Below are 26,451 nucleotides of genomic sequence, written 5' to 3'. Positions count from 1 at the left end.
CCACCCCGTGTCGGTGGCTTCTTTTTCCGGGTCGCTGAAAGGGAGTACCAATGGTCCTCGGCAGTCTCCTCTCGCCGTCGCCGCTCGCGAACGTCGCCGTGATTCTCCTGATGACCGGTCTCATCTGGGCCGGCAGCGGGTGGCTCGAAGCGTCAGCCGACCACCTCGCGGCGTACTACGGCCTCCCGGCGGTCGTCCAGGGCTCCATCATCGTCGCCCTCGGGTCGAGCTTTCCCGAGTTCGCCAGCGTCGCCGTCGCCGCGGCCGCGGGCGTCTTCGACATGGGCGTCGGCGCAATCGTCGGCTCGGCCATCTTCAACGTCCTCGTGATTCCGGCGCTGTCGGGGCTCGCCACCGACGGCGACCTCGAAACCAGTCGCCTCGTCGTCTACAAGGAGGCGCAGTTCTACATGGTCGCCGTGGCCACGCTCGTCGTCACCTTCTCGCTGGCGGTCATCTACTTCCCCGTGCCCGACGGCCCGCCCCTGACGGGAGAACTCACCCGCCCCATCGCGCTCATCCCACTGCTCCTCTACGGGCTCTATCTATTCATCCAGTGGCAGGACGTGTCGGAGCACGAAGCCGAGGACGCTGGCGTCGCTGACGGCATCGGCCGCGAGTGGGCGCGGCTCCTCGGCGGCCTCCTCGTCATCCTCGTCGGCGTCGAGCAACTGGTCGGGAGCGTCGAGTCGCTCAGCGCGACATTCGGCGTCCCGACGTTCCTCGCGGGCGTCACGGTCGTCGCCGCCGCGACGAGCCTCCCCGACACGCTCGTCAGCGTCCGTTCGGCCGCCGACGGCAACAGCGCGACGAGCCTCGGCAACGTCCTCGGGTCGAACACGTTCGACCTGCTCGTCGCCATCCCCGTGGGCGTGCTCATCGTCGGGAGCGTCCCGGTGGACTTCGCCGTCGCCGTCCCCATGCTGGGCGTGCTGACGCTGGCGACCGTCCTGCTTTTCGGCCTGCTCCGGACGGACCTGTCGCTCACCCGGCTGGAGTCGTACGCGCTCGGCGCGGCGTATCTCGTCTTCGTCGGCTGGGTTATCGCCGAGACCGCGGGCGTCACGTCGCTCCTTCGGAACTGACGGGCGGACGCGGTCGGTCCGTCGGGTCCGCCGACTCGGGCCGACTCGCCCCGACGCCCGGCGACCCCGCCCTACTCCTCTCGCGGCTGTCTGACCGTCACCACCGGCACCGGCGAACTCCGAACCAGCTTCTCGGCGACGCTCCCGAGCATATAGCGGTCGAACCCCGTGTGGCCGTGGGTCCCCATCACCACGATGTCCACGTCGTACTCGTCGATGTACGCGAGGATGCCGTCGTGAATCGACACGTCGCGGCCGACCGACTTCCTGATAGTCTCGACGCCCGCGGCGGCCGCCGTGTCGCTCGCCGCGTCGACCGCGTCGCTCGCCCGCTCTTCGAGTTCGTCGAGGAGGAGCGGTCCGCGGATGTCCGCGCCGAAGGCGGCGACGTTGACGACCGACACCGCGTGGAGTGCCGCGTCGGTCGCCGCGGCCAACTCGCTCCCGAACGTGACCGCCGCGGTCGCGCAGGCGCTCCCGTCGGTGGGCGTCAGCACGTCGGCGTAGGGGTACGCGAGGTCGGTCGCCGCGTCCGGCCGAACGGTGAGCACGGGCACGTCCGACCGCCGGACGACGCGCTCCGTGGTGCTCCCGAGGAGGAGGCGGCTCAGCCCCGTCCGCCCGTGGGTCGGCATGACCACGAGGTCGGCGTCCCGCTCGGCCGCGTACTCGGTGATGACCTGATACGGCTCGCCGCGCTCGACGCTCGTCACGGCCGTCACGTCGGACTGCGACGCGCGGGCCGCGGCGTCGCTCACGAATCGCTCGCCGTCGCTTCGGCGGCGTTCGCTGGGGTCGTCGCCGGCGCCGTCGCCCTCGGAGCCGCCGGTCAGGCTCGGGCGGCGCTCGGGCTCCGGCGGGGCGACGTGCAGTAGGTGGAGGGTCGCGTCGTGGGCGGCGGCCATGTCGACGACGTGGTCGAGGACGGCGTCCGCGCCGTCGCTCCCGTCGGTCGGAAAGAGGAGTTGGTCGAACATGGTTCGATATTCTCAGCGAACGCACAAAAGCGAGGAGGCTGGTCGCCACGGGGTGAGAATCCGACCGCGCCCCCGCCCCCGTCCGCCGTCAGCGTCGGAGCGCCCAGACCGCCAGTCCGATGGCTTCCCGGAGCGTCACGCCCGCCGCGAACACGTACACCGTCTGTAACGGCAGTTCGAGGAAATCGATGGCAGCGACCGCGAACGACATCACGATGGCCATCCCGACCCACCCGAGTGCGAACCGGCGCTCCGACGCCGACGTGTGTGTGCCCAACTCGACCATACTCCCAGACTCGGCCGAATCTATTTAATTTCTCGTGCTGGCGCGCCCGAGCGGGCGGTCGGGTGCGCCGTCGACGGCCGGGTTATTCCGATTGGGTCGTGTTGTTCCGCTCGGGGCCGCTACTCCGATTGGGCGTCCACCACGGCGACACCCGCCAGGTTGCACGACCACCTTTTTCCGGTTCGGGTTCGCTCCGCTCACCCTCTCCGGAAAAATCTGGACCAAAAAACCCTCGCTCCGCTCGGGGCCGCTACTCGGATTGGGCGTCTACCACGGCGACACCCGCCAGATCGAACGACCACCTTTTTCCGGTTCGGGTTCGCTCCGCTCACCCTCTCCGGAAAAATCTGGACCAAAAAACCCTCGCTCCGCTCGGGGCCGCTACTCGGATTGGGCGTCTACCACGGCGACACCCGCAAGGTTGACGATGTCTTTGACTTCGTCGCCGCGCTGGAGGACGTGGACGGGTTTGTCCATGCCGACGAGCATCGGGCCGATGGCCTCCGCGCCGCCGAGGCGCTGGAGCAGTTTGTAGCCGATGTTGCCCGCTTCGAGGTTCGGGAACACGAGGACGTTCGCGGGGTCGTCGAGTTCCGCGAAGTCGTAGGTGTCGGTCAGCATCTCCTCGACGAGGGCGGTGTCGGCCTGCATCTCGCCGTCGACCGGGAAGTCGACCTCGGGGTCGGCGTGCAGTTGTTCGACGGCGTTTCGGGGCTTGCGCGTCCCCTCGTTCGTGACGCTGCCGAAGTCCGAGTACGAGAGGAGCGCCGCGCGGGGTTCGACGTTGAAGCGCCGGGCGAGCTCGGCGGTGTGTTTCGTCACCTCGGCGAGCACGTTCTCGTCGGGGTCGAGGTTGACCGTCGCGTCGGCGCAGAAGATGACGCGATTCCGGAACGTCAGCATGTAGACGCCGGCGGCGTAGTCGGCGTCGTCGGCCGTGCCGATAATCTGGAGCGGCGGGCGAAGCGCCGACGGGTAGTGGTGCGTGAGGCCCGTCAGCATCGCGTCCGCGTCACCGACTTCGACCATCACGCTGGCGAAGTAGTTCGAGTCGCCCCGCACGAGCTCGGCCGCCTCGGTCCGGGTGAGGCCCTTGCGCTGGCGGCGCTCGTAGAGGTGGTCGACGTAGTGGTTCCACTCGCCGCTTTCGGGGTCCGCGATGGTCGGGTCGAAGTCGAGGCCGAGGTCCTCGGCGGTGCGGAGAATCTCTTTCGTCCGGCCGACGAGAATCGGTTCGGCGATGCCCTCCTCGACTAGCTGGCTCGCGGCGCGAATCATCTTCTCGTCTTCGCCCTCCGCGAGGACGACGCGCTTGGGGTTCGACGCCGCCTTGTTGAGGACGACGCGCATCATCTCGCGGGACTTCCCGAGGCGGGCTTCCAACTCCTCGCGGTAGTCGTCGAGGTCGCGCTCGCGGCGGGCCGCGCCGCTCTCCATGGCCGCCTCGGCGACGGCGGGCGTCACCTCGTAGAGGACGCGCTGGTCGAGCGGCTTGGGGATGAGGTAGTCGGGGCCGAACTGGAGCGGGCCGTCGCCGTAGGCCTTGACGACCGCGTCGGGCACGTCCTGTCGCGCGAGGTTCGCCAGCGCCTCGGCGGCGGCGCGCTTCATCTCCTCGTTGATCTCGGTCGCGCGCACGTCGAGCGCGCCGCGGAAGATGAAGGGGAACCCGAGGACGTTGTTCACCTGATTCGGGTAGTCGGAGCGCCCGGTGGCCATGATAACCGTGTCGTCGCGGGCGTCCTTCGCGTCCTCGTAGGCGATTTCGGGCTCCGGGTTCGCCATGGCGAAGATGATGGGGTCGTCGGCCATCGACCGCACCATCTCCTGACTGACGATGCCGCCGACCGAGAGACCGACGAGCACGTCCGCGCCCTCGATTGCGTCTTCGAGGTCGCCGTCGTCGACGCCGCGGGCGAACGGCTCGGCGTACTCGTCGAGTTCGCCGGCCTCGGCCCGCGACTCCGAGAGGACGCCGTCGATGTCGCACAGCGTGATGTTCTCGTGAGGGATGCCCAGCGAGACGTAGAACCGCGCCGTCGCGGTCGCGGCCGCGCCCGCCCCCGAGAAGGTGACGTTCAGCGACGACAGCTCCTTGTCCGCGATGTCGGCGGCGTTCAAAAGCGCCGCCCCGGAGATGATGGCCGTGCCGTGTTGGTCGTCGTGGAACACGGGGATGTCCATCCGGTCGCGCAGGGACTCCTCGATTTCGAAGCACTCGGGCGCGCGGATGTCTTCTAAGTTGATGCCGCCGAACGTCGGCTCCGTCGCGGCGACCGACTCCACGAACGCTTGGGGGTCGTCGTGGTCGAACTCGACGTCGAACACGTCGATGTCGGCGAAGCGCTTGAACAGCACGCCCTTGCCCTCCATCACCGGCTTCGACGCCTGCGCTCCGATGTCACCCAGCCCGAGCACCGCCGAGCCGTTGGAGACGACGCCGACGAGGTTGCCCTTCGCGGTGTACTCGTAGGCGGCGTCTTCGTCCTCCGCGATGTCGAGACACGGCGCGGCCACGCCCGGCGAGTACGCCAGACTCAGGTCGCGCTGTGTGTTCGTCGGCTTCGTCGTCGCTATCTCTACTTTCCCCGCGGGCGGACGCCGATGGTAGTCTCGGGCGTCGTCTCCGAGTGTCATTGCTCGTGATGGGAACGGTGAGGTAAGTAGACCCTTCGCTCCGACAGCGCCACGTCAACGAGAGTCACGCACAGCGCCGCCGCTCGTCGCGCCGTTTCCCCGCCGGGGTGATGAATGTACGGGTCCGGCTGGTGCGTACGGGCGGCAGCGTCGTTGGCACGCCCCACCCGCGCGCTCACCGGAGCGCTTCGTGCGGCATCGTGTAGAGCTGAACGTTGTCCGCTATCGACACCTCCTCGAAGTGACTCTCCGTTACGAACAGGTCCGAAACCGAGTCGACTTGCTCGATGGGATAGATATGCTTCGCGCTGCCGTAGCCGTGGTACACCTCGACCGGCACGGCGAACGCAATCTCTCCCTCGTCGACTTCGACTGTCGCACCGAACGTCAGCTCGTCGTCCTCATCGACAACTGTACAGATAGTTGATGGTACCGTATCCCCTGCATCGTATATCTCTTTGACCATCCGTTGACAACCCACACTATTTTTCATTACCTTTAACCGTGTTTCTCCCCGCCCACTCTTCGGGAACACACTGCTCAAGTTTCAGCCATATGTCCAACGAGCACCGTCATAACTATTACTCAACCGTCAGAACTATATGTGTAGTTGATACGTTCGGCGGCGCGGTGACCCGCGTGCGTCGAGTCACTGCGTCGGAACCGAACCGCGAGCCGCCGACCGCTGGCCGACGCCCGTGGTGTGTCTCTTCGCCCGCCTCGGGGGTGACGAACTCGACAGCCGACGCTCCCGGCCCGGGCGAGAACCCGCGCGTTCACCGACGCGTCGCCGGGTGAACTCCCCGTCAACTGTCTAGTCGTCTCCCTGGTACGTCGTCGTGCGCGCGGCCTGATAGTCGACCATCAGCTTGCGGACAGTTCGTGTCGCACGCGACCCGCGAATGCGACGTCGGGCTCAGCGGAGGGCGTCGTGCGGAATCGTGTAGAGTCGGACCTCGTCCGCGACGGTCATCTCGGCGGGTTCACCGTCCGTGACGAATAGGTCCGAGACGCGTTCGATCTGTTCTGTCGGATAGACGTGCTTCGCGCTGCCGTAGCCGTGGTACACCTCGACCGGCACGGCGAACGTCAGCACATCCTCGGCAGCGGGAACCGAGCAGATATCCGTCGGTACGTTCTCTCCTGCTTCGTATCGCTTGTTAACCATTCTGATTACCCACCCTTTGTGGCGGCTCTGAGCAGTATCTCACCCACCCCTTGAGATATCCTATCGAGTTTCGACTACAACTCCAACGACCACGATGATAATCGTTCCCCCCAAGTGGACGAGAGCGGCGGCCGAACGGGTCTCACACGGTCGGGTGGTCGTGACCGCGAGTTTTATCGCGTTCGAGAACGTCCGACACGCGTGTTCTCGGCCGAGGTCGAACGCGCCAAACCGTGGTCGGTTGTCCCAGAGTGTGATGAAGATACGTCTGTTACATCTCTGTCGGTCACTCGCGTTCCGTCCACCGCGGTCGCCTCGCAACCGCCACCCGCGGTCGCCTCCCAACGCCCCTCGCTTACGCGGGAGCCAAGTCGACACCGCCGATATCATAACATATATTATGGATATTCGCACGTCGGCGGCGACCGCGCCGTGTCGCTTGCGACGACGGGGGTTGATTTCAACGGCGTGAGGTCCGCCCGAGACCAGGCATCGACCTTTCAGAAATTTTCACATTCAAAAGTATTATGCCGTTTCTATCTGTTGGGTGAGATATGAGTCGCTACCGCAGGCTCTCCCGACAAGGGTTGAGTCTTGCACTCACTCTCATCGTGGTATTCTCGGTTATCGCAGGGCCAGTCTCTGCGAGCGCCGGGACCGCCACAGGTGAGGCACAACTGGGTGGACCGCCCGCTAACCAACTCGACACGGTCGACGACGACCAACTGACCCGGGCGTCGGAGAACATTAGCGTCTGGGACGGCGCGTTCCTGTCGCTCCGGCCTGACGACACCGACTCGCGGCTCGACTCGGCCGCGGCGTATCAGGTCCAGTCGACCAACACGTACGTGCGGGTAGACGGGAGGGAGCGGTCCCTCGAAAAGAATCCGATGTACGTGTACAACGTCGGACAGGAGGTCCCGTTCACGTTCTCCGGTTCGAGCGCCGGTGCGCCCCGAGCCATCGAGGGCCAGGACGTCCAACTCGTCGCGGCAAAGCTCGATAAGGGCGCGACGATTCCCCGGAGCGTCCCCGGCATCGCCCAGACGCTCACGAGCGACGACGACGTGAGTTCCTCGGTCGTCGGCTCGGCGCAGGGCACGTCGGACGACAACTCGTTCGCGTTCACGCCCGACGAGTCAGGCATGTGGATGTTCGCGGTCGTCACCGTCGACGACGGCACCGGCTTTTCGGACGCCAACGGCGACGGGAACCTCGAAACCGACGGCAACGTCACGTTCGTCGGCGTCGACGCCCTGCCCGTTCAGCAGGGGTCGTCGTCGGTGAGCGCGCCGTCGCTCGCGGGCAACGGCCAGAACGTGACGGTTACGGTGGACGCCTCGTCGCTCGACGCGACCGAGGTCAGCCACACCGTCGCAATCTTCAACGAGTCCGACCTCTCGAACTACGACCAGACCATCAACGCGACCGACCGGTCGAGCATCTCGCTCGAAACCGAAATCGCGCGGGTCAACGGGACCAGTCGGATGCCGTCGAACGCGAACATCATGGGCGTCACGCCCGGTTCGCGCTCGTTCGTCGGCAGCGAGACGGCCGTTTCGATTTTCGACCAGCTCAACGACAGCACGTCCCGGTTCGACGACGTGACCGTCGTCTCCCCGGGCGCGACCGTCTACGGTTCGGCCGTCACCGAGGTCGCGGGGAACCAGACGACCGTCGAGGTCCCCATCGCCGACGACGCCACGCCCGGTGACTACGTCGTGATGCACGTCGCGACGAACCAGTCGGGCACCGAGTCGGTGACGAACCGCGCGCCGCTGCAAGTCGCCCAGAGCGTCCAACTGAACCTGACGGCGAACACGACCACGCCCGTCGCGGGTGAGGACGTGGAGTTCGCCGTCACGCGCGAAGACACCGGCGCGGCCGTCGAGAACGCCGAGGTCACCGTCGGCGGAACGACCGTCCAGACGAACGCCAACGGCGTCGCGGTCGTCACCGTCCCGACGGCGGGCGAGTACAACGCCACCGTCTCGAAGAACGCGACGAACGGCGAGGCGTTCGCCGGCGACGCGCTCGCGCTCGACGTGTTCGAGCCGGCGACCTTCGAGTACAGCAACCTCACCATCGAACCGAAACAGGTCGTTCCCGGAACCGACGTAGTCGCGAACGCGACCGTCGAGAACGTCGGTGAAGTCAACGGGAGCTACGAGGCGGCGCTCACCGTCGACGGCGAGCCGCAGCCGTCCTCCGACACCGGCGAGCTCCAGCCCAACGAGTCGACCGAGGTGAGCTTCACCACCTCGTTCGAGGACCCCGGCACCTACAACGTCTCCATCGACGAGCTCTCGACCGACGACGCCGAACTCGTCTCGCGGACCGTCCGCGTCATCGCGCCGGCGAACTCGACCGTGACCGACGTCACCGTCGAGCCGACGAGCGTCAACACGACCGAGCGCTACACCACTTCGGCGACCGTCGAGAACACCGGCGGTCGCTCCGACCTGGTCCGGCTCACGTACACGACGACCGACGACTCGGGCACGGAGGTCTCCAACACCACCCGAACCGTCGTCGTGGGCGCTGATTCCACGGTCACGAGAAACGTGACCACGCTCGCGCCGACCGCGCTCGGTGCCGACGACGTCGGAAACTTCACCGTCGCCGTCAACGGCGTCGAAGCGGATTCGACGCTGACGGTCACGCGGCGCGACCGGCTTCCGCCGACCGTCCGGCTTCCGGAACCCGCACAGGGCGCGGTTCCCTTCGGCACGCCCATCACGCTCAACGTGAGCGACGAGTCGGACATCAGGCGCGCGACGTACAGCTTCGGTAACGGCTCGCAGCCGCTCTCGCTCGACGCCAACGGGAGTGCGACCGTCCCGACCGGCGACCTCGACGAGGGAGAGACGACGCTGACGGTCAACGCGACCGACACGGCCGGGAACACGATTACCCGGACGTTCAGCTTCGACTTCGTCTCCTCGCCGCGCGTCACGAGCGTCGAACCGACCGACGTCGTCGGGCCGTCGAGCACTATCTCGGCGTCCTTCGCGGACGACCGCAACGGCGACGCGGAGTCAGGCATCAACGCCAGCGCGACGACGCTCGTGGTCAACGGCACGGCCGTCGACCTCTCGGGCGCGACGACGAACGACAACTCGACGCTCGAAATCAACGTCTCCGAACTCGGCGTCTCGCTCGACGAGGGGCCGACGACCGCGAGACTGACCGTCGTCGACGAGGCCGGCCACGCCACCTCGCGGCTGTTCGAGTTCGAGTACGACGAGACCGCGCCGACCGCGAGTCTCACGCTCGACCCCGACTACGACGAGGACCGCGAGGACGTGAGCGCGAACAACCCCGTCGACATAACGCTCGACAGCGCCGACGACAACCTCGAATCCGCGGCGTTCGTCGTCCGTGACTCGGACGACGAGGCGGTGTACACGCGCGACGTGACCTCCCTCGCCAGTTCGACCGGCGAGTTCGAAATCGAGTGGGACGGCACGAGCGACGACAGCAGTCTCGTCGACAGCTGTTCCTACAACCTCACGCTCGTGAGCACGGACGCCGGCGGTAACACCGGCGTCGCCAACGCCACGGTCTGCGTGGACAACGATGAGCCGACCTACGACGTGTCGGCCGTCGACGGAACGACGGACCCCGTCTACACGAACGGCAGCGTCGATGTCGCGTACAGCACCTCGGAGAGCGTCACCGTCGAATACGCGTTCGAGTCCGACTCGGGCGTGACGGCGACGTTCGAACGGACGCCCGACAACGGGACGGGCAACCACACGCTCGACGTGGCGTCGGCGCTCCCCGACGGGAACTACACGATGACGGCGACCGCCACCGACCTCGGTAACAACCAGGTCACCGTGGAACGGGCCGACCCCGTCGTGGTCGACACGACCGACCCCGGACTCACCGCGACGCTCAACACGACCGAGTCCGGCACCCTCTCGGTCAGCGTCGCCAGCACGGAACCGCTCGCCGGCACCCCCGACGCGGAACTCACCGACCCGAACAGTAACGTCGAGTCGCTGAACCTCACGGAACAGGACTCGACGACGTGGACCGCCGAACTCGACACGACCGAGTCCGGCGAGTACGCGCTCGACGTGACGGGGACCGACCGCGCCGGCAACACGGCGAGCGACTCCAGTACCGCGACCGTCACGAGCAACAACTTCTCGGAGCAGTCGTCGGTGCTGCTCGTGAGCGCGAGCGGCGACACGTTCATCCGCATTAACGCCAGCGACGACGCCGACCTGCCCGCTGGGCAGACCGTCATCACGCTGACCGACACGAACGTCCCGCCGAACGCGCTCTCGCAGGGCACGGCGGCGACGAAGTACCTCGAAGCCAACGCCGGACTCACCGAGGACCAAATCGAGAGCGTCACCTACGGCTTCAACGAAGACCTCGACACCTCCGGAAACGGCTTCAACATCGTCTACATCGAGCGCGGCGGCACGCAGGTGCTGCCGACGACGCTCCAGACCGACCCGTTCGGCCTGTCCGGTAACTACTACACCGCGACCCGAACCGGTCTGTCGACCTACGGCGCGGTCGAAAACGACACGGAAGCGCCGACCATCAGCTACGACGACCCGACGGAAGGCGCCGAGTTCTCCGAGGTCAACGACACGGTCTCGGTGAACGCGACGCTCTCCGACAACGTGGAGGTCAACACCTCCTCGGTGTCGGTGACGCTCGACAGCGACGGACCGGTCAGTAACGTGGACGTGACCGACAACGCGACGGTCACGAACGAGTCGGTCAACTACACCGCGTCCGGTCTCGCGCCGGCGGACTACACCGTCACCATCGAGGCGTCCGACACGAACCTGACCGCCAACACGGCGACCGAACAGGTCAACTTCACCGTGCAGGACGACCGCGAACCGCCGACGATCACCGCGCTCGGCCCGACCAACGGCACGACCTTCCCGTTCGGCACCGACACGGTGGAACTCAACGCGACCTACGAGGAAGCGAGTGACGCGGTGAACGACACCGGCGTCGACGCGGAGAACGTCACCGTCCTGTACGACGGACAGGACATCTCGGCCTCGGCCGCGCCCGACGCGACCGGGTTCAACACGACCGTCTCCGTGGACGGAAACGAGACGCACAACCTCACCGTTCGCGTGCTCGACAACGCCGGTAACAGCGTCGAGGACACGACGAACTTCAGTATCGCCGCTGACGACGCCGAGCCGACGGTCGAGATTTCGAGCCCCGTCGAGGACGAGGAACTCTCGAACACGACGAGCTCGGTCAACGTGACCGCGAGCGTCGACGACGCCGAAAGCGGCGTCAACCTCAGCTCCGTGACCGTCACCTTCGACGGGACCGACGTCACGAGCGAGGCGGCCCTCGACGACCTCTCGAACATCCGGCTCAACGAGACCGGTCTCGAACCGGGCACCAGCCACACGGTGTCCGTCTCGGCGGCCGACGAGAGCGGGAACGAGAACGTCTCGACGGTGAACTTCACCGTCGCGCCCGACCTGACGGCACCGAACGTCACGCGGGTCAGTTCCCAGAACGCCACCTTCGAGAGCGACGCTAACGTCTCGGTCGAAGTGAACTACTCCGACCCCGAGAGCGGCATCGACGCCTCCGCGGTGACGCTGCTGCTCGACGGCGAGGACGTGACCGACGACGCGACGGTGTTCTCGAACCCCGGCGCGACGCTCGACCTCAACTCGTCCGAAATCGACTCGGGCGAACACCTACTCAGCGTGCGCGTCACCAACAACAACGGTGACACGACCACGAACGACACCACGTTCTCGGTCAATCAGGGTCCGGACATCGCCGTGACCGCCGCGGACCTCAACGCGACCAGCGTGCAGACCGGCGACCAGGTCGAGGTGACCGCGCAGGTCGAGAACTTCGGTGACGAGACCGGGTCGCTCGACGTCGGCGTCACCGGCACCAGTCAGGCGGGCACCACCGACTTCGGCGCCACGAAGTCCGTGACCCTCGACACTGGTGAGAACCAGTCCGTGAGCCTCGTCATCGAGCCGACGAGCGCGGGCACCTACTCCATCGCGGTCAACGAAACGACCACGGAGAACGCGCTCGACGTGAGTTCGCCGACGGCCGACATCCAACTGCTCGGCGACTCGTCGGCCAGCCCGTCGACGCTCCTCGAAGACGAGGAGACGACCGTCACGGTCAAACTCGGTAACCTCGGCGGCGCGAGCGGCAACATCTCCGGCGACGTGACCCGGAACGGGACGACGGTCGGGAACATCTCGACCTCGCTCGCGTCCGGCGCACAGCGGACGTTCACCTTCACCGACACGCCGCCGGGAACCGGCGACTACGTCTACGCGTTCGGCGGCGAGACCATCGAGACGGTCAGCGTCTCGGCGCGTCTCCCGGCGTTCAGCATCGACGCGGGCGCGAGTTCCATCTCGCAGTCGACCGTGGACACCGAAGAGACGTTCACGGTCTCGGTGCGCGTGAACAACACCGGAACCGCGGAGGGGACGTACACCAAAGCGCTCACGGCTGACGGCACGACGCTGGCCACGGAGAGCGTCACCGTCGGCCCCGGTTCCTCCGGCACGCTGACGTACACCGTCTCCATCGACGACGCCGGCACGTACGACCTCCAGGTCGACAACGTCACGGTCGGCAGCATCACCGTCGAGGAACCGAACGTCGGTGGCGGCGGCGGCGGTGCCGGCGGGAGCAGCCTCCCCCACGACGACACGACCGACAGCGACCGGCTGTTCTCGGCACGCGGCTTCGACGCCCAGTTCGACGGCGGACAGGGCGTCTCCGCGGTGAGCATCACGTTCAGCGAGCAGACGACCGGCGAGGTCGTCGTCAGCGAACGGTCGGGAGTCCCCGGCAGCGTGGGACAGCCCGATGGCACGGCCGTCAGCTACGTGCGGATTGACGTGCCCGACAGCGCGCGCGACCGCGCGTCGACCCTCCGGTTCACCGTCAAACAGAGCCGGCTCGACGAACTCGGCATCGAATCGTCCGACCTCGTGGTCCGGCGGTTCAACGAGGACGCCGGTTCGTGGGAAGACCTCGAAACCAGCGTCGTCGACAGCGGTAACGGCGCGGTCGTCCTCGAGGCCGACACGCCCGGCTTCTCGTACTTCGCCGTGACGTCGAGGCAGGCCGTCACGACGACGACGCCGGACGACGACGACGGCACGACGACGACGACACCGGACGACGGCACCGACACGACGACTGGCACTGCCGGCTTCGACGACGAAACGTCGACGGCAGCGAGCGGCACGACCGACTCCCCCGTTCCCGGATTCGGCGCGGCGCTCGCCGTGGTCGCGCTCCTCGCGGCCGCGCTCCTCGCCGTCCGTCGGAACGACTAACGACCGCACCGCGCGGTTCGTCCCTTTTTTCATCTCTCATTTCTTCGACCGGTCCAGCGACGCCCGCGGCCGGCGCGACTGCCTACAAGCTTTTACCACCGGTGAGCAAAACGAACGATGATGCTACGACCCCGCGCCTCGATTCCCGTTCTCGTGGTTGCCGCGATGCTCCTCGCGGCCGTCGCGCCCCCCGCCGTGGGGACGACCCACGACTACGACATCGACATCGACGGCTCGATCGACACCGTCGACAGAACCGTCTCGACCTCGCAAGGCGAGTTCACCGTCACCCAAGTCGGCCGCGCCGACGCCGGCGACACCGTCTCGGTCTCCGTGGACGCGCCGAGCGACAGCGACTACACAATCACGATTCTCGACTCCGAACAGCGATTCCGGCGGACCGCCGACGCCACCGGCGACGCGAGCCGCGAGTTCGGAACCGGTGGACTCGAGCCCGGAACCTACGCCGTCGTCGCCGGCAACCAGTCGACAGAAGAGGTCTACGCCGGCGAACCGCTCGTGATTCGCGCCTACGCGGTCTCGACGCAGGCCGCCGAGAGCGTCGAGCAGTCGGACGACCTCGACGTGACCGTCGAACTCGACGAGGTCGAGTCGGGTGAGTCCATCGAGGCCGTCGAGATCGTCCTCGCGGACGACTCCGAGAACCTCCGCGTCGACGCCTCGGCGGTCAACGACACGCACTACTCGGCGTCCGTCTCCACCGACGACGTGGACGCCGGCGACTACTCGCTGTACGCGGTCGTCCGCGGCGACGACCAGGCCCTCGGCGAGAACGAACTCATCGGCGTGAGCGACGCCTCGACGGTCGAGGTGGTCGAACAGAGCGACACGTCGACGCCCGACGAGGGCTCCGGCGGTGCTGGCGGTGGCGGCGGTGGCGCCGCGGACGACGCCACTGAGACGACCACCACGGAGTCCGACGACACGTCGACATCGACGACCGACACCGCGGCGACGACCGACGACGACGAGCGGTCGACCACCGAGTCGACCGAGACGACCGACGCCACCGAGCCGACGGCGACCACGACGACCGATAACGTCGTGACGCCCAACGAGTCCACGACGACGGCCCAGACGACGACGTCTTCGGAAGTCCCGAACACGGCGCTCCACGTCCTGTTCGGCGCGCTCGTCGTCTTCGCGGTCGGTCGCCGCCTCGTCGGCTAACGCGCCCCCCGCGCCCCCGCGTCACTCCCTGTTTTTCTGTGCCTCTCAGCGCTCCGCTCGCGCGCGCCGATTGTCGAGTCGGTTGACCAGCCAGATACCGAACGCGACGGCGGCGAGGGCGTACTGGAAGTTGTACCGCGGGTCGCCGAGCGATTCGAGGACGCGGACCCACGGCGGCACCGAGTCCGCGGCGTAGTCGGTCGCCGGGAACAGGGGCCACAGGAGGAACTGCATCGAACCCCAGTCGCCGGCGAGGAGCGCCCGGGAGGTGTCGCCGAGGTAGTGCGAGAGCGTCGCGACGACGAGGGCGGTCGCGTGCTCGCCGTAGCCCAGCCGATAGCCGACGCCGACGAGGACGACGAGCACGGGCAGCATCACGAGAAGCGAGTGGCCGAGCGAGCGGCCGCTGACGAGGACGCCGTAGTACGCGAGCGGTTTGTCGATGAGGTCGGGCAACTGCGACCCGACGAGCGCGGCGGCCAGCGTCCACCCGGTCGGCAGCGGGCGACGCCGGCCGACCCGGAAGAGCGCGACCGAGAGATATCCGAGCGCGAGGTGGCCGATTGGGAACACTACCGAGGTGGACGGCACCGAGGCTATTCAACCGTGTGGACGGCGCGGGGCCGCACGACCCGCGAATCTGGACGTTCGTCGAATCGCGCTGGACTCTCGGCGCTCGCGACTCCACGCACCAAGTATATGTCACGTCGGGGACCACGTGGCAGTATGTCTGATTCGGTCTCCGAACACCGCCCTCCCGCCGCGGCGGACTCGGCGGCGACGCTCCGTTGCGAGCGGGTCGTCCGCGAGTACACCCGCGGCTCCGACTCGTTTTTCTCCCGCGGGTCCGACGCCCCGACGGTCCGCGCGCTCGACGGCGTCTCGCTTTCGGTCTCGACGGGCGAGTTCGTCGCCATCGCCGGGCCGAGCGGGAGCGGTAAGTCCACGCTGTTGCACCTCCTCGCCGCGCTCGACACGCCCACCCGCGGCGACATCCGGGTCGCGGGCACCGACGTTCGGTCGCTGTCGAACCGCGGGCGGACGAAACTCCGCCGCGACACCATCGGCATCGTCTTCCAGCATTTCCACCTGCTGCCCTCGCTTTCGGCCCGCGGCAACGTCGCGCTCCCGCTCATCGAACGCGGCGCGTCGAAGCGCGACCGCCGCGCCCGCGCCGAAGACCTCCTCGAACAGGTGGGACTCGGCGACCGCGCCGGCCACAAGCCGGGGGAACTCTCCGGCGGCGAGCAACAGCGCGTCGCCATCGCCCGCGCGCTCGTCTCCGACCCCGCGGTCCTCATCGCCGACGAGCCGACCGGCGAGTTGGACACCGAGACGGGCCAACGCGTCCTCGACTACATCGAACAGACCGCCACGGAGCGGGCGGTCGTCGTCGCCACGCACGACGAACACGTCATCGAGCGGGCCGACCGCGTCGTCCGCCTCCGCGACGGCCGCGTGGTGAGCGATGGCTAGGCGACACCGGCTGTTCGGCGTCGTCGGCCTCGCGGGCCGGCGCGTCCTCGGTCGCCTGCGGACCACGTCCTCGAAGCAGGTGCTTCTGAGCGTCATCGGCGTCGCCCTCGCCGTGACGCTCATGACGACCGTCAGCGGCATCGCCCTCGGTCTCGGCGCGGAAAACGCCATCCAGAGCGAGGGCGTCGACTACTGGGTCGTCCCCGAGGCCAGCACGGCCTCGTCGGTCGCCGTCTCGGTCGGCAGCCCGCAACTCGGCGACACCCACGCGATTACCGACCGGCTCTCACGCGACGAGCGGGTGGACTACGCCACGCCGGTCCAGACGCAGTTGGTGACGCTCGCGCCCGAAGACGGCTCGACCGACGAGTACGTCCTCGCGGCGGGCATCATCCCGCCCGAGGAACCGACCTCGGTCGTCGGCGTCTCGACGGAGGCGCTCACGCCGGGCGACCCCCACTACGCGAACGGGAGCTACGACGGTCCCCGAACCGGCGAACTCGTCCTCAACGACGCCGCCGCGGAGCTGCTCGGCGTCTCGGCCGGCGACGAGGTGACCGCGAGCGTCGGCGGCTCGCGGGCCGAGTTCACCGTCGCCGACGTCCGCGAGGGGTCGCTGTCGTCGGGCGTCGGCCCCGTCCCGGTCGCGCTCGTCCACCTCTCGGAACTGCAAACCATGACCGGCTCGACCGAGGGCGACCTCGCGGACCAACTGCTCGTCAGCACCGACTCGGCGGGCGTGCGGTCCGACATCGAGGCGCTCTACCCGCGGACCTCGGTCGTCACCCAGACCGGCCTCGCCGTCCGCGGCGCGTCGACCTCCAGCCTCCCGCTGGCGATGGCCGCCGTCTCGCTCGTCGTCGCCGTCCTCGTCGGCGTGCTGTTCGTCGCCACGATGATGGGCCTCGAAGTAAACGCGGACCGCCGCAACCTCGCCGTGCTCTCGGCGATGGGCTACCGGACGAGTTCGCAGATGTTGCTCGTCGTCGCCGAGACGGTGGTCGTCGCCACCGTCGGCGGCGTCGTCGGCGTCGTGGCCGGCATCGGCGGCATCCACCTGACGAACGCGATTACGCGGGAGCTCCTCGGCGTGCAGGTCGCGCTGTTCGACCCGGTGCTCGTCGGATACAGCGTCGCGGTCGCGGCGCTCATCGGCCTCGTCTCCTCGATTTATCCGGCGTGGCTCACCTGGCGGACCCCCACTCTGGAGGCGATGTCGCATGACTGAGGGCGCCGACCCGAACCGCGGTTCGGACGCAGCCACGACCCCGGAGTCGTCGCAGTTCCCGCGACTCTCTCGGGTCCGCGCGTCTGCGGGCATCGCGGTCTCACAGCTCTCTCACGCCCGCGGGCGGACGGTCCTGACCGTCCTCGGCATCACGCTCGCGGTCCTCGCGGCGACGCTCTTGGCGGGGACGGGTATCGGCGTGATACAGACGGGCCAACAGCAGTTCGACGCGGCGGGTCGCGACGTGTGGATTACCGGCGGCCCGGTCCGGTTCTCACCGACCGGCGTCGGCGGCTTCGAAAACAGCATCGTCGACGCCCACGGGTTAGACGCCGAACTGGAGGCCCGCGAGGACGTGAAAGTCGTCACGCCGATGTCGTTCCAGACGGTGTACGTCAGGTCCAACGAATCGGACTACGAGACGCTCGTCGGCGTCGGCGCACCCGCCCGCGGCGGCTCGGTCCAGATTACGAACGGCTCGGGCTTCAGCCGACCGGACGTCCACTACGCCGGCGGCAACTACACCGGGCCGATGACCCACGAGGTCGTCATCGACCAGCGGACCGCCGAGATGATGAACGTCTCCGTCGGTGATTCGCTGTACGTCGGCGGCACCACGGGCATCGCCCGCGAAAACGAGTTCACCGTCGTCGGCGTCTCGCCGACGTTCTCGCGGTTCCTCGGCACGCCGAGCGTCGTGGTCCACCTGAGCGAGCTTCAGGAGGTGACGGGCTCGACCGGCGCGGACACGGCCACGCTCATGACGCTCACCGTCGCCGACGGGGCCGACCCCGAGGCGGTCGCGGCCGACATCCAAGCGGACTATCCGGACTACGACGTGCGGACGAACCAGGAACAGCTCACGGAGATTCTGCGCGACCAGGCGGTCGTGATGGCCGCCGGCGGGAGCCTCGTCTTCCTCGCGCTCCTCGCGGGGCTGGCGCTCAGCGTGAACGTCCTGCTGTCGCACGTCTACCACCAAAAGCGGGAGCTCGCGGCGCTGAAGGCGCTGGGTACGTCGTCGTCGACGCTGTCGCTGACGCTCGTCGCGCAGGCGCTCGTCCTCGGCACGTTCGGCGGTCTGCTCGGGGTGGCGCTGTCGTTCCCGGCGGCGGTCGGCCTGAACCGACTGGCACAGCTCCTCGTCGGCTTCGGTGACGTGGTCGTCCTCCCGCGGGCGGTGCTCGCCGGCGGCTTCGCCATCGCGTTCGTGATGAGCCTCGTGTCGTCGCTCGCGGTCAGCCGGCAGATAGCCGGCATCCGGCCGCTCGACCACCTGTAATCGCGGGGCCATCCGGGCGTCGCCCGACCCCCGCAAGCGATAGTTTAGTTATCCCGCCCCGTCCACGACCGTACATGGCAACGGCACGACGCGAGCGATTCATCCGCGCCCAGCTCGCCTGGATGCTCGGCGCGACCCTCGTCTTGGCCCTCCTCGATTCGCTCTCCTACGAGTTGGTGTTCGTCGTGTCGCTCATCGGCTTTCTCGTCGTCGTCGAACTCACCGCGCCGGTCGCGGTGACGCCCGCGTGGCGACGACGGCTCCTGTGGCTCATCGGCGGCGGCCTCGTCGCCTTCGGCTACATCGTGGTCAGACGCATCCTCAACATCCTCCCGCCGGGGGTGTTCTGAGTGCGCCTCGGCTCCCGCGAGGTCGGCTATCCGCACCTGTTGGTCGCGGCGCTCCTCGTCGCGATGCTCGTCGGCGTCGGCGTCGGCGCGGGCACCTCGTCGTCCACCTACGGCGCGTTCAACGCCGCGTGGGACGGCGGCTCCGGCGTCCGCGGGGTCGCGGCCGACGCGGGCGCAGAGACCGAGGTCGTCTACAACACCACCGAGTACGACGCGGTCGACCCGGCGGGCTCCGTCGCGTTCGTCATCTCGCCCGAGCGGGGATACACCGACGCCGAGGCCGCCCGCATCGAGGCGTTCGTCCGCGCCGGCGGGACCGTCGTCGTCGCCGACGACTTCAGGCCGCACGGCAACGACCTGCTCGCCCGACTGGGCGCGTCGGCGCGCATCGACCGGACGCCGCTCCGCGACGACCGCCACCAGTACAAATCGGGCGCGCTCCCGGTCGCCACGCGTGTCGCCGCGGACCCGCTGACCCGAAACGTGACGCAACTCAGCTTGAACCACCCGGCGACGGTGACGGCGAACGAAAGCACCGTCCTCGTCCGCTCGTCGAACTTCTCGTATCTCGACCGCGACGACGACGGCGAACTCGACGACGACGAGACGCTCCAATCGCACCCCGTCGTGACCAGAGAGCGCCTCGGCGCGGGCGACGTGGTCGTTGTGAGCGACCCGAGCGTGTTCATCAACGCGATGCTCGACCGGCCGGACAACCGGGCGTTCGCGACGGCGCTCGTCTCTGACCGGGCGACCGTCGTGTTGGACTTCTCGCACGCCGAGGAGCGCCCGCCGCTGCAAGTCGCGCTTCGGGCGCTCCGCGACTCGGGCGCGCTGCAACTCCTGTTCGGCGTCGTCGCCGCCGGTGCGGTCGCGTTGGTCGCCCGACAGGGACGGCTCTCGTAGGCCGTCTCGACGCTCGACCGGCGCTGTCGCCTCGCTGTCCGTCTCGCGGGGTCGCGGAGACCGCAGTTATATGTGGCCGCCGTCCCGACTGTTGCCATATGAGTGCTCCCGAAGAGGTCTACGAGGCCATCCTGGACGAGACGTCGCAACTCCTCGTCGGGAACGAAGACGCGATTGAGGCGCTCACCATCGCGTTGCTGACGAACGGGCACGTCCTCCTCGAAGGGGTTCCGGGCGTGGCTAAGACGACGATTGCCAACCTGTTCGCCCACGCCGCGAACCTCGACTACCAGCGGATTCAGATGACGCCCGACGTGTTGCCTGCCGACATCACGGGCACCCACATCTACCGCGAGAACCTCGGCGAGTTCGAACTCCAGCGGGGGCCGGTGTTCTCGAACGTCGTCCTCGCGGACGAGATAAACCGCGCGACGCCGAAGACGCAGTCCGCGCTCCTCGAAGCGATGGAGGAGGGACAGGTGACAATCGAGGGCGAGACGCTCAAGCTCCCCTATCCGTTCATGGTCGTCGCCACGCAGAACCCCATCGAGTACGAGGGGACGTTCAATCTCCCGGAGGCCCAGCGCGACCGCTTCCAGTTCAAGGTCGTCGTCGACCTCCCCGAACGGGCCGACGAGCGGGAGATTCTCGAACGGTTCGACCGCTCGCCGTCGCTCAAGCCCTCGGACATCTCGAACGTCATCGACGACGCCGACATCGGGAAGGCCCGGCAGGTCGTCACGGGCGTCCACGTCGACGACAAGGTGTTCGACTACATCCTCGACCTCGTCGGCGCGACGCGGACGCACGCCGCGGTCGATTTCGGCGCGTCGCCCCGCGCCTCGCTGGCCTTCCTGCGGGCCGGGAAGGCCGCCGCGGCGATTCGCGGCCGCGACTACGTGATTCCGGACGACGTGAAGCGACTCGCGCCCATCATCATGTCGCACCGCCTCGTTCTCGGGACCGAGGCGGACATCAGCGGGCGCGACCCCCGAGACGTCGTCGAAGAGGTCGTCGACACCGTTCCGACGCCCGAAGTCGGTCTCGACGAGTCGACGACGACCTCGGTCGCGGGCGACGACGACTGAGCGCGAGCCGGCGACCTATCGGCGCTCGTCGGGGTCTGCGTTCTCGGTCTCTCTTCTCGTTTCGGTCGTGCCGTCCGCCGCGTCCGCCGACGGCTCGGTCTCAGTCTCTTCGTCGCCTCCGACCTCCCACCGGCAGGTGACGGCGAAATCCATCTCCTCGCCGGCGGCGACCTCTGTGACGACCGGCGCGTCGAGGCCGCGGGCGACGACCACGGCGACGAACGACGCGACCGGCGTGTCGAACGTCTCGGCGGCGGCGAACCGACAGTCCTCGACGCGGACCGTCAGGCGACCGTCCGCGGCGTCCGTCTCGGCGGTCGCGGCCCCGGCGAGTTCGAACAGTTCCACGAGCGCGTCGGTCGCCTGTCGCGCCAGCGTCTCGGGGTCGTCGCCGAGGGGACCGTCGAGACTTCGCTCGAACTCGTCGAACAGGCCGCCGCCGCTGGGGTCGAACGCGACGCCGCGGGCCAGTTCGTCGTCGGTGACGACGAAGGTGTCCCGGAGCGCCTCGGCGTCGGGAAGCGCGTAGGCGCGGTGCTCCGGGACGAACAGGCGGACGCTGTCGCGGTCGGCGTCGGGGACGTAGACGGTCGCGTCCTGCAATCCAAGCTCGTCGACGACGGCGGCGTGGTTGCCCGCGTGCGCGCCGAACACCGACGCGCCGACGCCGACGGGGATGAACCGCTCGGGGCTGAGATACCGGGTCACCGCGGCGGCGAACAGCCCGATCGCCCCGAGGACGACGAGCGTCTCGCGAACGGGCGGAAACAGCGCCCCGCCGAGCAGTCCGGCGACGCCGAGCGCGGCCAGCGCGACCGCGGTCCGCCGGTACTGCCCCTCTCGGAGCGCTTCGTAGCGCTGTCTGAGCCGGACGTTCTCGCGCCGGAGCCCGGCGAGTTCGGCGCGGTCGGCGTCGGGGTCGCCGGTGTCGGTTCGGCCGGCGTCGCCGTCGCGTTCGGTCGCAGCCGACACGACCGCGTGGGTCTCGCCGTTCGCCAGCCCCTCGTCGAGACGGTCGGGGTCGTCCGCGCTCATCGCTCCGCCTCCGGCGCGTCAACGAGACCGAGGGCGACGCGCTCGTATCGGTGGAGCCCGTAGGCGACCGCCGCGGCGAGGACGGCGGCGACCGCCGCGGCCTGCCACGCCCACCGAAGCGTCGACCACAGCGCCCACGCGACCCCGAGGGCGACGACGTAGCCCGCCGCCAGCCGGGCGAGTCGAGCGCGGTCCGGCGGCCACGCGAACGCGGCGCTCGCGAGGAGCGGGAACGCGGCGAGCTGCGCGCCCCCGACCGCGACGAGGCCGGCGTCTCCGAACAGCGAGACGGCGGTCAGTTGGGCGACGACGAACGCGAGCGGTCCCCCGGTCGCCGCCGCCGCGACGAGGACGAGGACGCCGGCGGCGACGCCCCACGGCCCGCTGGTCAGCCCCACCGCGAGCGTGAAACAGAGGACGCCCGCCGCGTCCATCGGGGTGAGCTCGTTCGCGTCCAACACGGTTCGAATCGTCAGTTCGCTCTGGTTCACAGGTGTCTCCATCGGTGTTCACTCCGCTGTGGTGGCCCGCGCCGTCGCCAGTGCCATCGCGCTCTTCGGGGCGACCTCGTAGGCGGTGACGTTCGGCAGCCGTTCGAGGCGCTTTCTGAACTCCTCGAAGGCGACGAATCCGGCCGCGAAGTCCGTGGCCCCCGCGTCGACGGCGTCGGCGGCGTCGTCGAAGAACGTCGTCGGCGTGAGGAAGACGCTCGTCTGGCTGCTCCGCTTCGATGCGACGACGACCGCCTCGTAGGTCTCGACTTTCGCCGAGTCGTCGGTGACGAGCACGAGGTGGTCCTGTCTGTTCGACCGCGAGCACGCGGATTTCACCGCGTCGAAAAGCGGCCGGTCGCTGACCCGCGAGACGTAGCTTTCGCCGTCGCGGAGATACGGGCGGAGCGTCGCCGCGAACGCCGAGTCGTCGTCGAGGAGGCGACTCCGCTTGCGGGCGTCTTCCGGGGCGACCGGGCGGGACGCGTCGACCGGGCGGCGCGGGCTGGCGGTCGGCTCCATCGAGAGCAGTCGCCGCCGAACCGTCTGGTAGGCGTTCGACGAGGAGGAGGGGCCGAACTCCCACTCCATCGCGTCGTCGCCGACGAACTGCGTCGAGACGGGGTCGCCGTGGGACTCCGCGGCGTCGACGAGGCCGAGCGCGATTTCGCGCGCGTACGACAGCATCGTCCGCCCGGTCGGGCCGCGGTTCATGTGCGACCCGCAGTCGACCACGAGCGACAGTAGGTAGTCGGACTCAGATTCGAACTCGCGGATGTACGGGTGGTTCATCCGGGCGGTGGTCTTCCAGTCAATCTGCGACAGCGTGTCGCCGGGGAGGTACTGCCGCGTCTCGTGGGGGACGAGCCCCGGTCCGGTCTGGTCGCTGGAGTGGTCACCGAACGTCGTGCCGACCAGTTCGCCGCCGCGCCCGACGTGGATTCCCTCGGGGGCCGGCGGTTCGACCAGACAGCGGGCGTCGGCGTCGAGCGTCACCGACTCGGTGAAGAAGCCGGCGCGCCCGTCGATATCGACGGCGACCTCGTCGAAGGCGATTCGCCCGGCGACGGGGAGTTCGACGCTGCACGTGACCGACCCCTCGGTCTCGCCGGGGGCGAGACTGACCGTCCGGCGCGCCCGCTCCGGCGCGTTCACGCTCGGCGGCGCGACGAGTTCGACTTCGACGGGCGCGTCGACGGCCTCGGACAGCGACGCCGTCAGCGTCACCGCGGCGCGGTCGCCGACGAACACCGACGTGGGCTCGACCGAGACGGACGCCGAGAGGTCGCGGTCGACGGCGCGCATCGCCCCGACGGCCTCGACCTGCGCGACGACGAGCCACGCGACGAGACCGCAGGCGGCGACGAGCGGCGTCGGCTCGTCGAGGACGACCGCGTAGACGGCGAGGAAGCAGGCGACGCCTGCGAGTGCGGCCCACCGGCGGGTCGGAAGCATCGTGGATTCGATTCGTGCCCCCGAAGTTGAATGTTTGTGTTGGAGCGGGCCGCAGTCGGTCGCGCGGACCCCGCGATTCACGCCGCGGTCGCGGCTTCAACCGGAGGTTAAACCCGACGTTAACGCATCGCAGTCTGCGAATCGCGCCTCCGAGGTCGCGGCCGAGCGTCAGCCGAATGCCAAAACCCATTACGTCCCCCCGTCTGACTACGAGTAGTGCGTGGAGCATGGGGCCGCCCGGCACGGTTGCTTTGGACGATGTTGGTCGTCGCCTGTCTCGTCGCGACAGCGTCGGCGGCGGCAGTCCCCGCGGGAGCGGCCGCCGACACTGCCGCGCAGTCCGCGACCGTCCCGGCGTCGCCCGGAGCAGACGCTGACCGGTCGGCACTCGGGACGGCCGCGACCCCGCCGCGACAGACCGGGAACGAGACGGACAACAGCACCGGCGTCATCCACGAGAACCCCGACGAGGTCGACGGAGAGAACGAACTCGACCGCCTGCTTTCGTACCTCTCGGGCGAGCTCAACGGCGACATCGGCGCGAGCACGCTGCGACTCAGTCGGGGCGAGTACGAGGCCGCGCGGGCGGCGCTCGGCGACGACTACGACGACTCGCTCGGCAAGTACGTCGACGTCGAAGGCGAGACCGAGACCGACGGCGACGGCGCGAGCGAGGAGTACCGGACCGTCGGCGAGACCCAGCGGGCGTACGTCGACACCGTCAGCGAGTTCCGCGAGACCCGTCGCGAGTACGAGGCGGCGAGGCGGGCCGGAGACGACGAGCGCGCCCGCGAACTCGCCCGCGAGCTGACGCGGCTCGCCGAGGACGGCGAGTCGCAGTCCGACCGACTGCTGACGGCGTTCGACGTCATCTCGAACCGGACGGACGGCGACCTGACGGAGAGCAGCACCCAAATCGAGGCGGTGCAGGCGAACGTCTCCGAACAGCGCGACGAAATCGTCTCCCGCGAGTTCGTCGCCACCAGTCTCACCGTCGACGACTACGACCGGAACATCTCCTTTACCGACCCGCTCGTGCTTTCGGGGTCGCTCGTCGCCGACGACGGCACGCCGGTGACGGGGTCGACTGCCCGCTTCGCGGTCGGCGGACAGACGATTCGAACCGCGGTCGACGCCGACGGCTCGTTCGAACTGACCTACCGGCCGGCGCGGATTCCGGCCGGCAGTTCCTCGGTCACCGTCCGGTATCTCCCGAACGACACGTCGGTGTATCAGGCGACGGAGCGGGTCGTCCCCGTCGCCGTCTCGCAGGTGAACGCGACCGCGGGGCTGTCGGAGCCGGCCGCGTCGGCCTACGGCTACGCCGACGGCGTCTCGGTTCGCGCGACGCTCCGCGTGAACGGGACGCCGGTTCCGAACTACCCGCTCGCCGCGAGTTTTGCCGAGTCGTCGGCGACCGCGCCGGCGACGAACGCGAGCGGCCAGTCGACCGTCTCGACGACCGTCCCGGCGACCGCGACGGGCGCGGCGTCGATTCGCGTCGCGCCCGACGGCGACGGTAGGGCGGTGACGTTCGCCCCGGCGGCGGTGTCGGTCCCGCTCGAAACCGAGGGGACGGCGCTCGACGCGAGCGCCCGCGAGGCCGGGAACGGGACGGTCGTCGTCGACGGCCGCCTCGAAACCGACGAGGGCGAGGCCGTGTCCGGCCAGACGGTCGCCGTCGGCGTCGCCGGGCGGGAGGTCGCGTCGGCGTCGACCAACGAGTCGGGGGCGTACCGGGCGACGTTCGACCTCCCGAGCGACGCCAGCGCCGAGAACGCGACCGTCTCGGCCGCGTTCGACGGCGGGGGGACGAACCTCGAATCGTCCGCCGCGACGGCGAGCGTCCGGCTCGTGGACGGTCCCGCCGCGGCCGGAGCCGGAAACGACGCGTCCGGCGGCCTTCCGCTCGACCTCGCGTGGGTCGTCGCCGGGACCGCGGTGGTCGGCCTCGTCGCCGCCGTTCTCCTCCGGCGGAACCGCGCCGGCGCGTCGGCGACGACAACGACGGTTGACGACGAACCGACCGCGTCGGACACCGACGACTCGTCCGAGCCGGACTCGGTGACGACGGGGACACCGGCGCTGGACGCGGCGGTCGACGCGCTCGACGCTGGCCGGCCGAACGACGCGGTGGTCGTCGCCTACGCGGGCGTCAGACAGTCGCTCGGACCCGCCGCAGGCGTGGACGACGCCGCGACCCACTGGGAGTTCTGCGACCGGTGTGTCGACGCCGGCGTCGCGCCCGCCGACGCGCTCGAATCGCTGACCGCGGGCTACGAGCGCGCGGCTTACAGCGGGCTGTCGGTGAGCGACGAAGCGGCCGCCGAACTGGTCGAGACGGCCCGCTCGCTCGCCGGCACGGCAGCGCCCGACGCGACGGACTCGCCAGATTCCGACGGCGATGCGGACGCCTCGGAAGCGGTCGGCGCGGTCGAGTAGCGCGCTCGCGGAGCCGCGGGTGA

General features: G+C 68.9%; 19 protein-coding genes. 10 read left to right on the top strand and 9 right to left on the bottom strand.

Going from position 1 to position 26,451, the window contains the following annotated elements; translation table 11 throughout:
- The first annotated feature begins 50 nt into the window (after nt 1-50).
- On the top strand, nt 51-1,085 hold the full coding sequence (locus DVK03_RS12225) for a sodium:calcium antiporter (protein WP_115803061.1): 1,035 nt from the start codon (nt 51-53) through the stop codon (nt 1,083-1,085).
- A gap of 71 nt (nt 1,086-1,156) precedes the next feature.
- Here DVK03_RS12225 and DVK03_RS12220 read toward each other — a convergent pair whose 3' ends face one another.
- From DVK03_RS12220 to DVK03_RS12200, 5 genes are all read right to left on the bottom strand, one after another.
- Entirely contained in the window at nt 1,157-2,062 is a 906-nt protein-coding gene (locus DVK03_RS12220; protein WP_115803060.1) for a universal stress protein, read from the bottom strand.
- Nucleotides 2,063-2,150: 88 nt separating this feature from the next.
- Nucleotides 2,151-2,348: a hypothetical protein gene (locus DVK03_RS12215; RefSeq protein WP_004042040.1), complete on the bottom strand. Its 198-nt coding sequence runs from the start codon at nt 2,346-2,348 to the stop codon at nt 2,151-2,153.
- A 381-nt stretch (nt 2,349-2,729) separates the two neighbouring features.
- Nucleotides 2,730-4,985 (bottom strand): NADP-dependent malic enzyme, encoded by a 2,256-nt coding sequence (locus DVK03_RS12210; RefSeq protein ID WP_115803059.1) that lies wholly within the window; start codon nt 4,983-4,985, stop codon nt 2,730-2,732.
- Between the two features lie 175 nt (nt 4,986-5,160).
- The gene (locus DVK03_RS12205; RefSeq protein ID WP_006601256.1) at nt 5,161-5,451 is read right to left on the bottom strand and encodes a hypothetical protein; all 291 of its coding nucleotides are present in this window, start codon (nt 5,449-5,451) and stop codon (nt 5,161-5,163) included.
- Between the two features lie 450 nt (nt 5,452-5,901).
- Nucleotides 5,902-6,153: a hypothetical protein gene (locus DVK03_RS12200; protein WP_049896263.1), complete on the bottom strand. Its 252-nt coding sequence runs from the start codon at nt 6,151-6,153 to the stop codon at nt 5,902-5,904.
- Nucleotides 6,154-6,764: 611 nt separating this feature from the next.
- On the opposite strand from DVK03_RS12200, the gene DVK03_RS12195 reads away from it, so the two are divergent.
- Both DVK03_RS12195 and DVK03_RS12190 read left to right on the top strand, forming a co-directional pair.
- Complete coding sequence (locus tag DVK03_RS12195) at nt 6,765-13,484, top strand: PGF-pre-PGF domain-containing protein (RefSeq protein ID WP_115803058.1); 6,720 nt, start codon at nt 6,765-6,767, stop codon at nt 13,482-13,484.
- A 117-nt stretch (nt 13,485-13,601) separates the two neighbouring features.
- Entirely contained in the window at nt 13,602-14,675 is a 1,074-nt protein-coding gene (locus DVK03_RS12190) for a cell surface protein (protein ID WP_115803057.1), read from the top strand.
- Between the two features lie 45 nt (nt 14,676-14,720).
- On the opposite strand, the gene DVK03_RS12185 is transcribed toward DVK03_RS12190, so the two are convergent.
- The gene (locus tag DVK03_RS12185) at nt 14,721-15,248 is read right to left on the bottom strand and encodes a metal-dependent hydrolase (protein ID WP_004042046.1); all 528 of its coding nucleotides are present in this window, start codon (nt 15,246-15,248) and stop codon (nt 14,721-14,723) included.
- Between the two features lie 153 nt (nt 15,249-15,401).
- On the opposite strand from DVK03_RS12185, the gene DVK03_RS12180 reads away from it, so the two are divergent.
- The 6 genes from DVK03_RS12180 to DVK03_RS12155 all read left to right on the top strand — a co-directional run bounded on the left by DVK03_RS12180 (nt 15,402) and on the right by DVK03_RS12155 (nt 21,005).
- Nucleotides 15,402-16,151: an ABC transporter ATP-binding protein gene (locus tag DVK03_RS12180; RefSeq protein ID WP_004042048.1), complete on the top strand. Its 750-nt coding sequence runs from the start codon at nt 15,402-15,404 to the stop codon at nt 16,149-16,151.
- Entirely contained in the window at nt 16,144-17,379 is a 1,236-nt protein-coding gene (locus DVK03_RS12175; RefSeq protein ID WP_004062727.1) for an FtsX-like permease family protein, read from the top strand. Before DVK03_RS12180 ends, DVK03_RS12175 begins: the two co-directional genes overlap by 8 nt.
- Nucleotides 17,372-18,661: an ABC transporter permease gene (locus DVK03_RS12170; protein ID WP_115803056.1), complete on the top strand. Its 1,290-nt coding sequence runs from the start codon at nt 17,372-17,374 to the stop codon at nt 18,659-18,661. Before DVK03_RS12175 ends, DVK03_RS12170 begins: the two co-directional genes overlap by 8 nt.
- A 74-nt stretch (nt 18,662-18,735) precedes the next feature.
- Nucleotides 18,736-19,011 carry a hypothetical protein gene (locus tag DVK03_RS12165; protein ID WP_115803055.1) on the top strand — a complete coding sequence of 92 codons (276 nt, stop codon included), beginning with the start codon at nt 18,736-18,738 and terminating at the stop codon, nt 19,009-19,011.
- A complete protein-coding gene (locus tag DVK03_RS12160) occupies nt 19,012-19,917 on the top strand; it encodes a DUF4350 domain-containing protein (RefSeq protein ID WP_006601261.1) in 906 nt (301 codons plus the stop codon).
- A gap of 98 nt (nt 19,918-20,015) precedes the next feature.
- Nucleotides 20,016-21,005: a MoxR family ATPase gene (locus tag DVK03_RS12155; protein ID WP_004062724.1), complete on the top strand. Its 990-nt coding sequence runs from the start codon at nt 20,016-20,018 to the stop codon at nt 21,003-21,005.
- Between the two features lie 15 nt (nt 21,006-21,020).
- On the opposite strand, the gene DVK03_RS12150 is transcribed toward DVK03_RS12155, so the two are convergent.
- Genes DVK03_RS12150 through DVK03_RS12140 form a run of 3 tightly spaced genes read right to left on the bottom strand, consistent with a single transcriptional unit; the run spans nt 21,021 to nt 23,986 of the window.
- On the bottom strand, nt 21,021-22,040 hold the full coding sequence (locus DVK03_RS12150; RefSeq protein ID WP_115803054.1) for a hypothetical protein: 1,020 nt from the start codon (nt 22,038-22,040) through the stop codon (nt 21,021-21,023).
- Nucleotides 22,037-22,531, bottom strand: coding sequence for a hypothetical protein (locus DVK03_RS12145; RefSeq protein ID WP_004062721.1), 495 nt, complete (start codon nt 22,529-22,531; stop codon nt 22,037-22,039). The genes DVK03_RS12150 and DVK03_RS12145 overlap by 4 nt, the downstream gene beginning before the upstream one ends.
- An 18-nt stretch (nt 22,532-22,549) precedes the next feature.
- Nucleotides 22,550-23,986: a DUF58 domain-containing protein gene (locus tag DVK03_RS12140; RefSeq protein ID WP_115803053.1), complete on the bottom strand. Its 1,437-nt coding sequence runs from the start codon at nt 23,984-23,986 to the stop codon at nt 22,550-22,552.
- 258 nt (nt 23,987-24,244) lie between these two features.
- Between DVK03_RS12140 and DVK03_RS12135 the strand changes: the two genes are divergently transcribed.
- Nucleotides 24,245-26,428 (top strand): DUF4129 domain-containing protein, encoded by a 2,184-nt coding sequence (locus DVK03_RS12135; RefSeq protein ID WP_115803052.1) that lies wholly within the window; start codon nt 24,245-24,247, stop codon nt 26,426-26,428.
- The last annotated feature ends 23 nt before the right edge of the window (nt 26,429-26,451 follow it).

The sequence above is a fragment of the Haloferax sp. Atlit-109R genome, from assembly GCF_003665865.1.
Taxonomy (GTDB): domain Archaea; phylum Halobacteriota; class Halobacteria; order Halobacteriales; family Haloferacaceae; genus Haloferax; species Haloferax volcanii.
The sequence above is the reverse complement of the archived record's forward strand: the minus strand, read 5'-3'. Positions and strand labels throughout refer to the sequence as shown.

What these genes read in the sequence shown, in the direction of transcription:
- DVK03_RS12225 (WP_115803061.1), top strand. Translation starts at nt 51, where the DNA reads ATGGTCCTCGGCAGTCTCCTCTCGCCGTCGCCGCTCGCGAACGTCGCC.
- DVK03_RS12220 (WP_115803060.1), bottom strand. Translation starts at nt 2,062, where the DNA reads ATGTTCGACCAACTCCTCTTTCCGACCGACGGGAGCGACGGCGCGGAC.
- DVK03_RS12215 (WP_004042040.1), bottom strand. Translation starts at nt 2,348, where the DNA reads ATGGTCGAGTTGGGCACACACACGTCGGCGTCGGAGCGCCGGTTCGCA.
- DVK03_RS12210 (WP_115803059.1), bottom strand. Translation starts at nt 4,985, where the DNA reads ATGACACTCGGAGACGACGCCCGAGACTACCATCGGCGTCCGCCCGCG.
- DVK03_RS12205 (WP_006601256.1), bottom strand. Translation starts at nt 5,451, where the DNA reads ATGGTCAAAGAGATATACGATGCAGGGGATACGGTACCATCAACTATC.
- DVK03_RS12200 (WP_049896263.1), bottom strand. Translation starts at nt 6,153, where the DNA reads ATGGTTAACAAGCGATACGAAGCAGGAGAGAACGTACCGACGGATATC.
- DVK03_RS12190 (WP_115803057.1), top strand. Translation starts at nt 13,602, where the DNA reads ATGATGCTACGACCCCGCGCCTCGATTCCCGTTCTCGTGGTTGCCGCG.
- DVK03_RS12180 (WP_004042048.1), top strand. Translation starts at nt 15,402, where the DNA reads ATGTCTGATTCGGTCTCCGAACACCGCCCTCCCGCCGCGGCGGACTCG.
- DVK03_RS12175 (WP_004062727.1), top strand. Translation starts at nt 16,144, where the DNA reads ATGGCTAGGCGACACCGGCTGTTCGGCGTCGTCGGCCTCGCGGGCCGG.
- DVK03_RS12170 (WP_115803056.1), top strand. Translation starts at nt 17,372, where the DNA reads ATGACTGAGGGCGCCGACCCGAACCGCGGTTCGGACGCAGCCACGACC.
- DVK03_RS12165 (WP_115803055.1), top strand. Translation starts at nt 18,736, where the DNA reads ATGGCAACGGCACGACGCGAGCGATTCATCCGCGCCCAGCTCGCCTGG.
- DVK03_RS12155 (WP_004062724.1), top strand. Translation starts at nt 20,016, where the DNA reads ATGAGTGCTCCCGAAGAGGTCTACGAGGCCATCCTGGACGAGACGTCG.
- DVK03_RS12150 (WP_115803054.1), bottom strand. Translation starts at nt 22,040, where the DNA reads ATGAGCGCGGACGACCCCGACCGTCTCGACGAGGGGCTGGCGAACGGC.
- DVK03_RS12140 (WP_115803053.1), bottom strand. Translation starts at nt 23,986, where the DNA reads ATGCTTCCGACCCGCCGGTGGGCCGCACTCGCAGGCGTCGCCTGCTTC.
- DVK03_RS12135 (WP_115803052.1), top strand. Translation starts at nt 24,245, where the DNA reads ATGTTGGTCGTCGCCTGTCTCGTCGCGACAGCGTCGGCGGCGGCAGTC.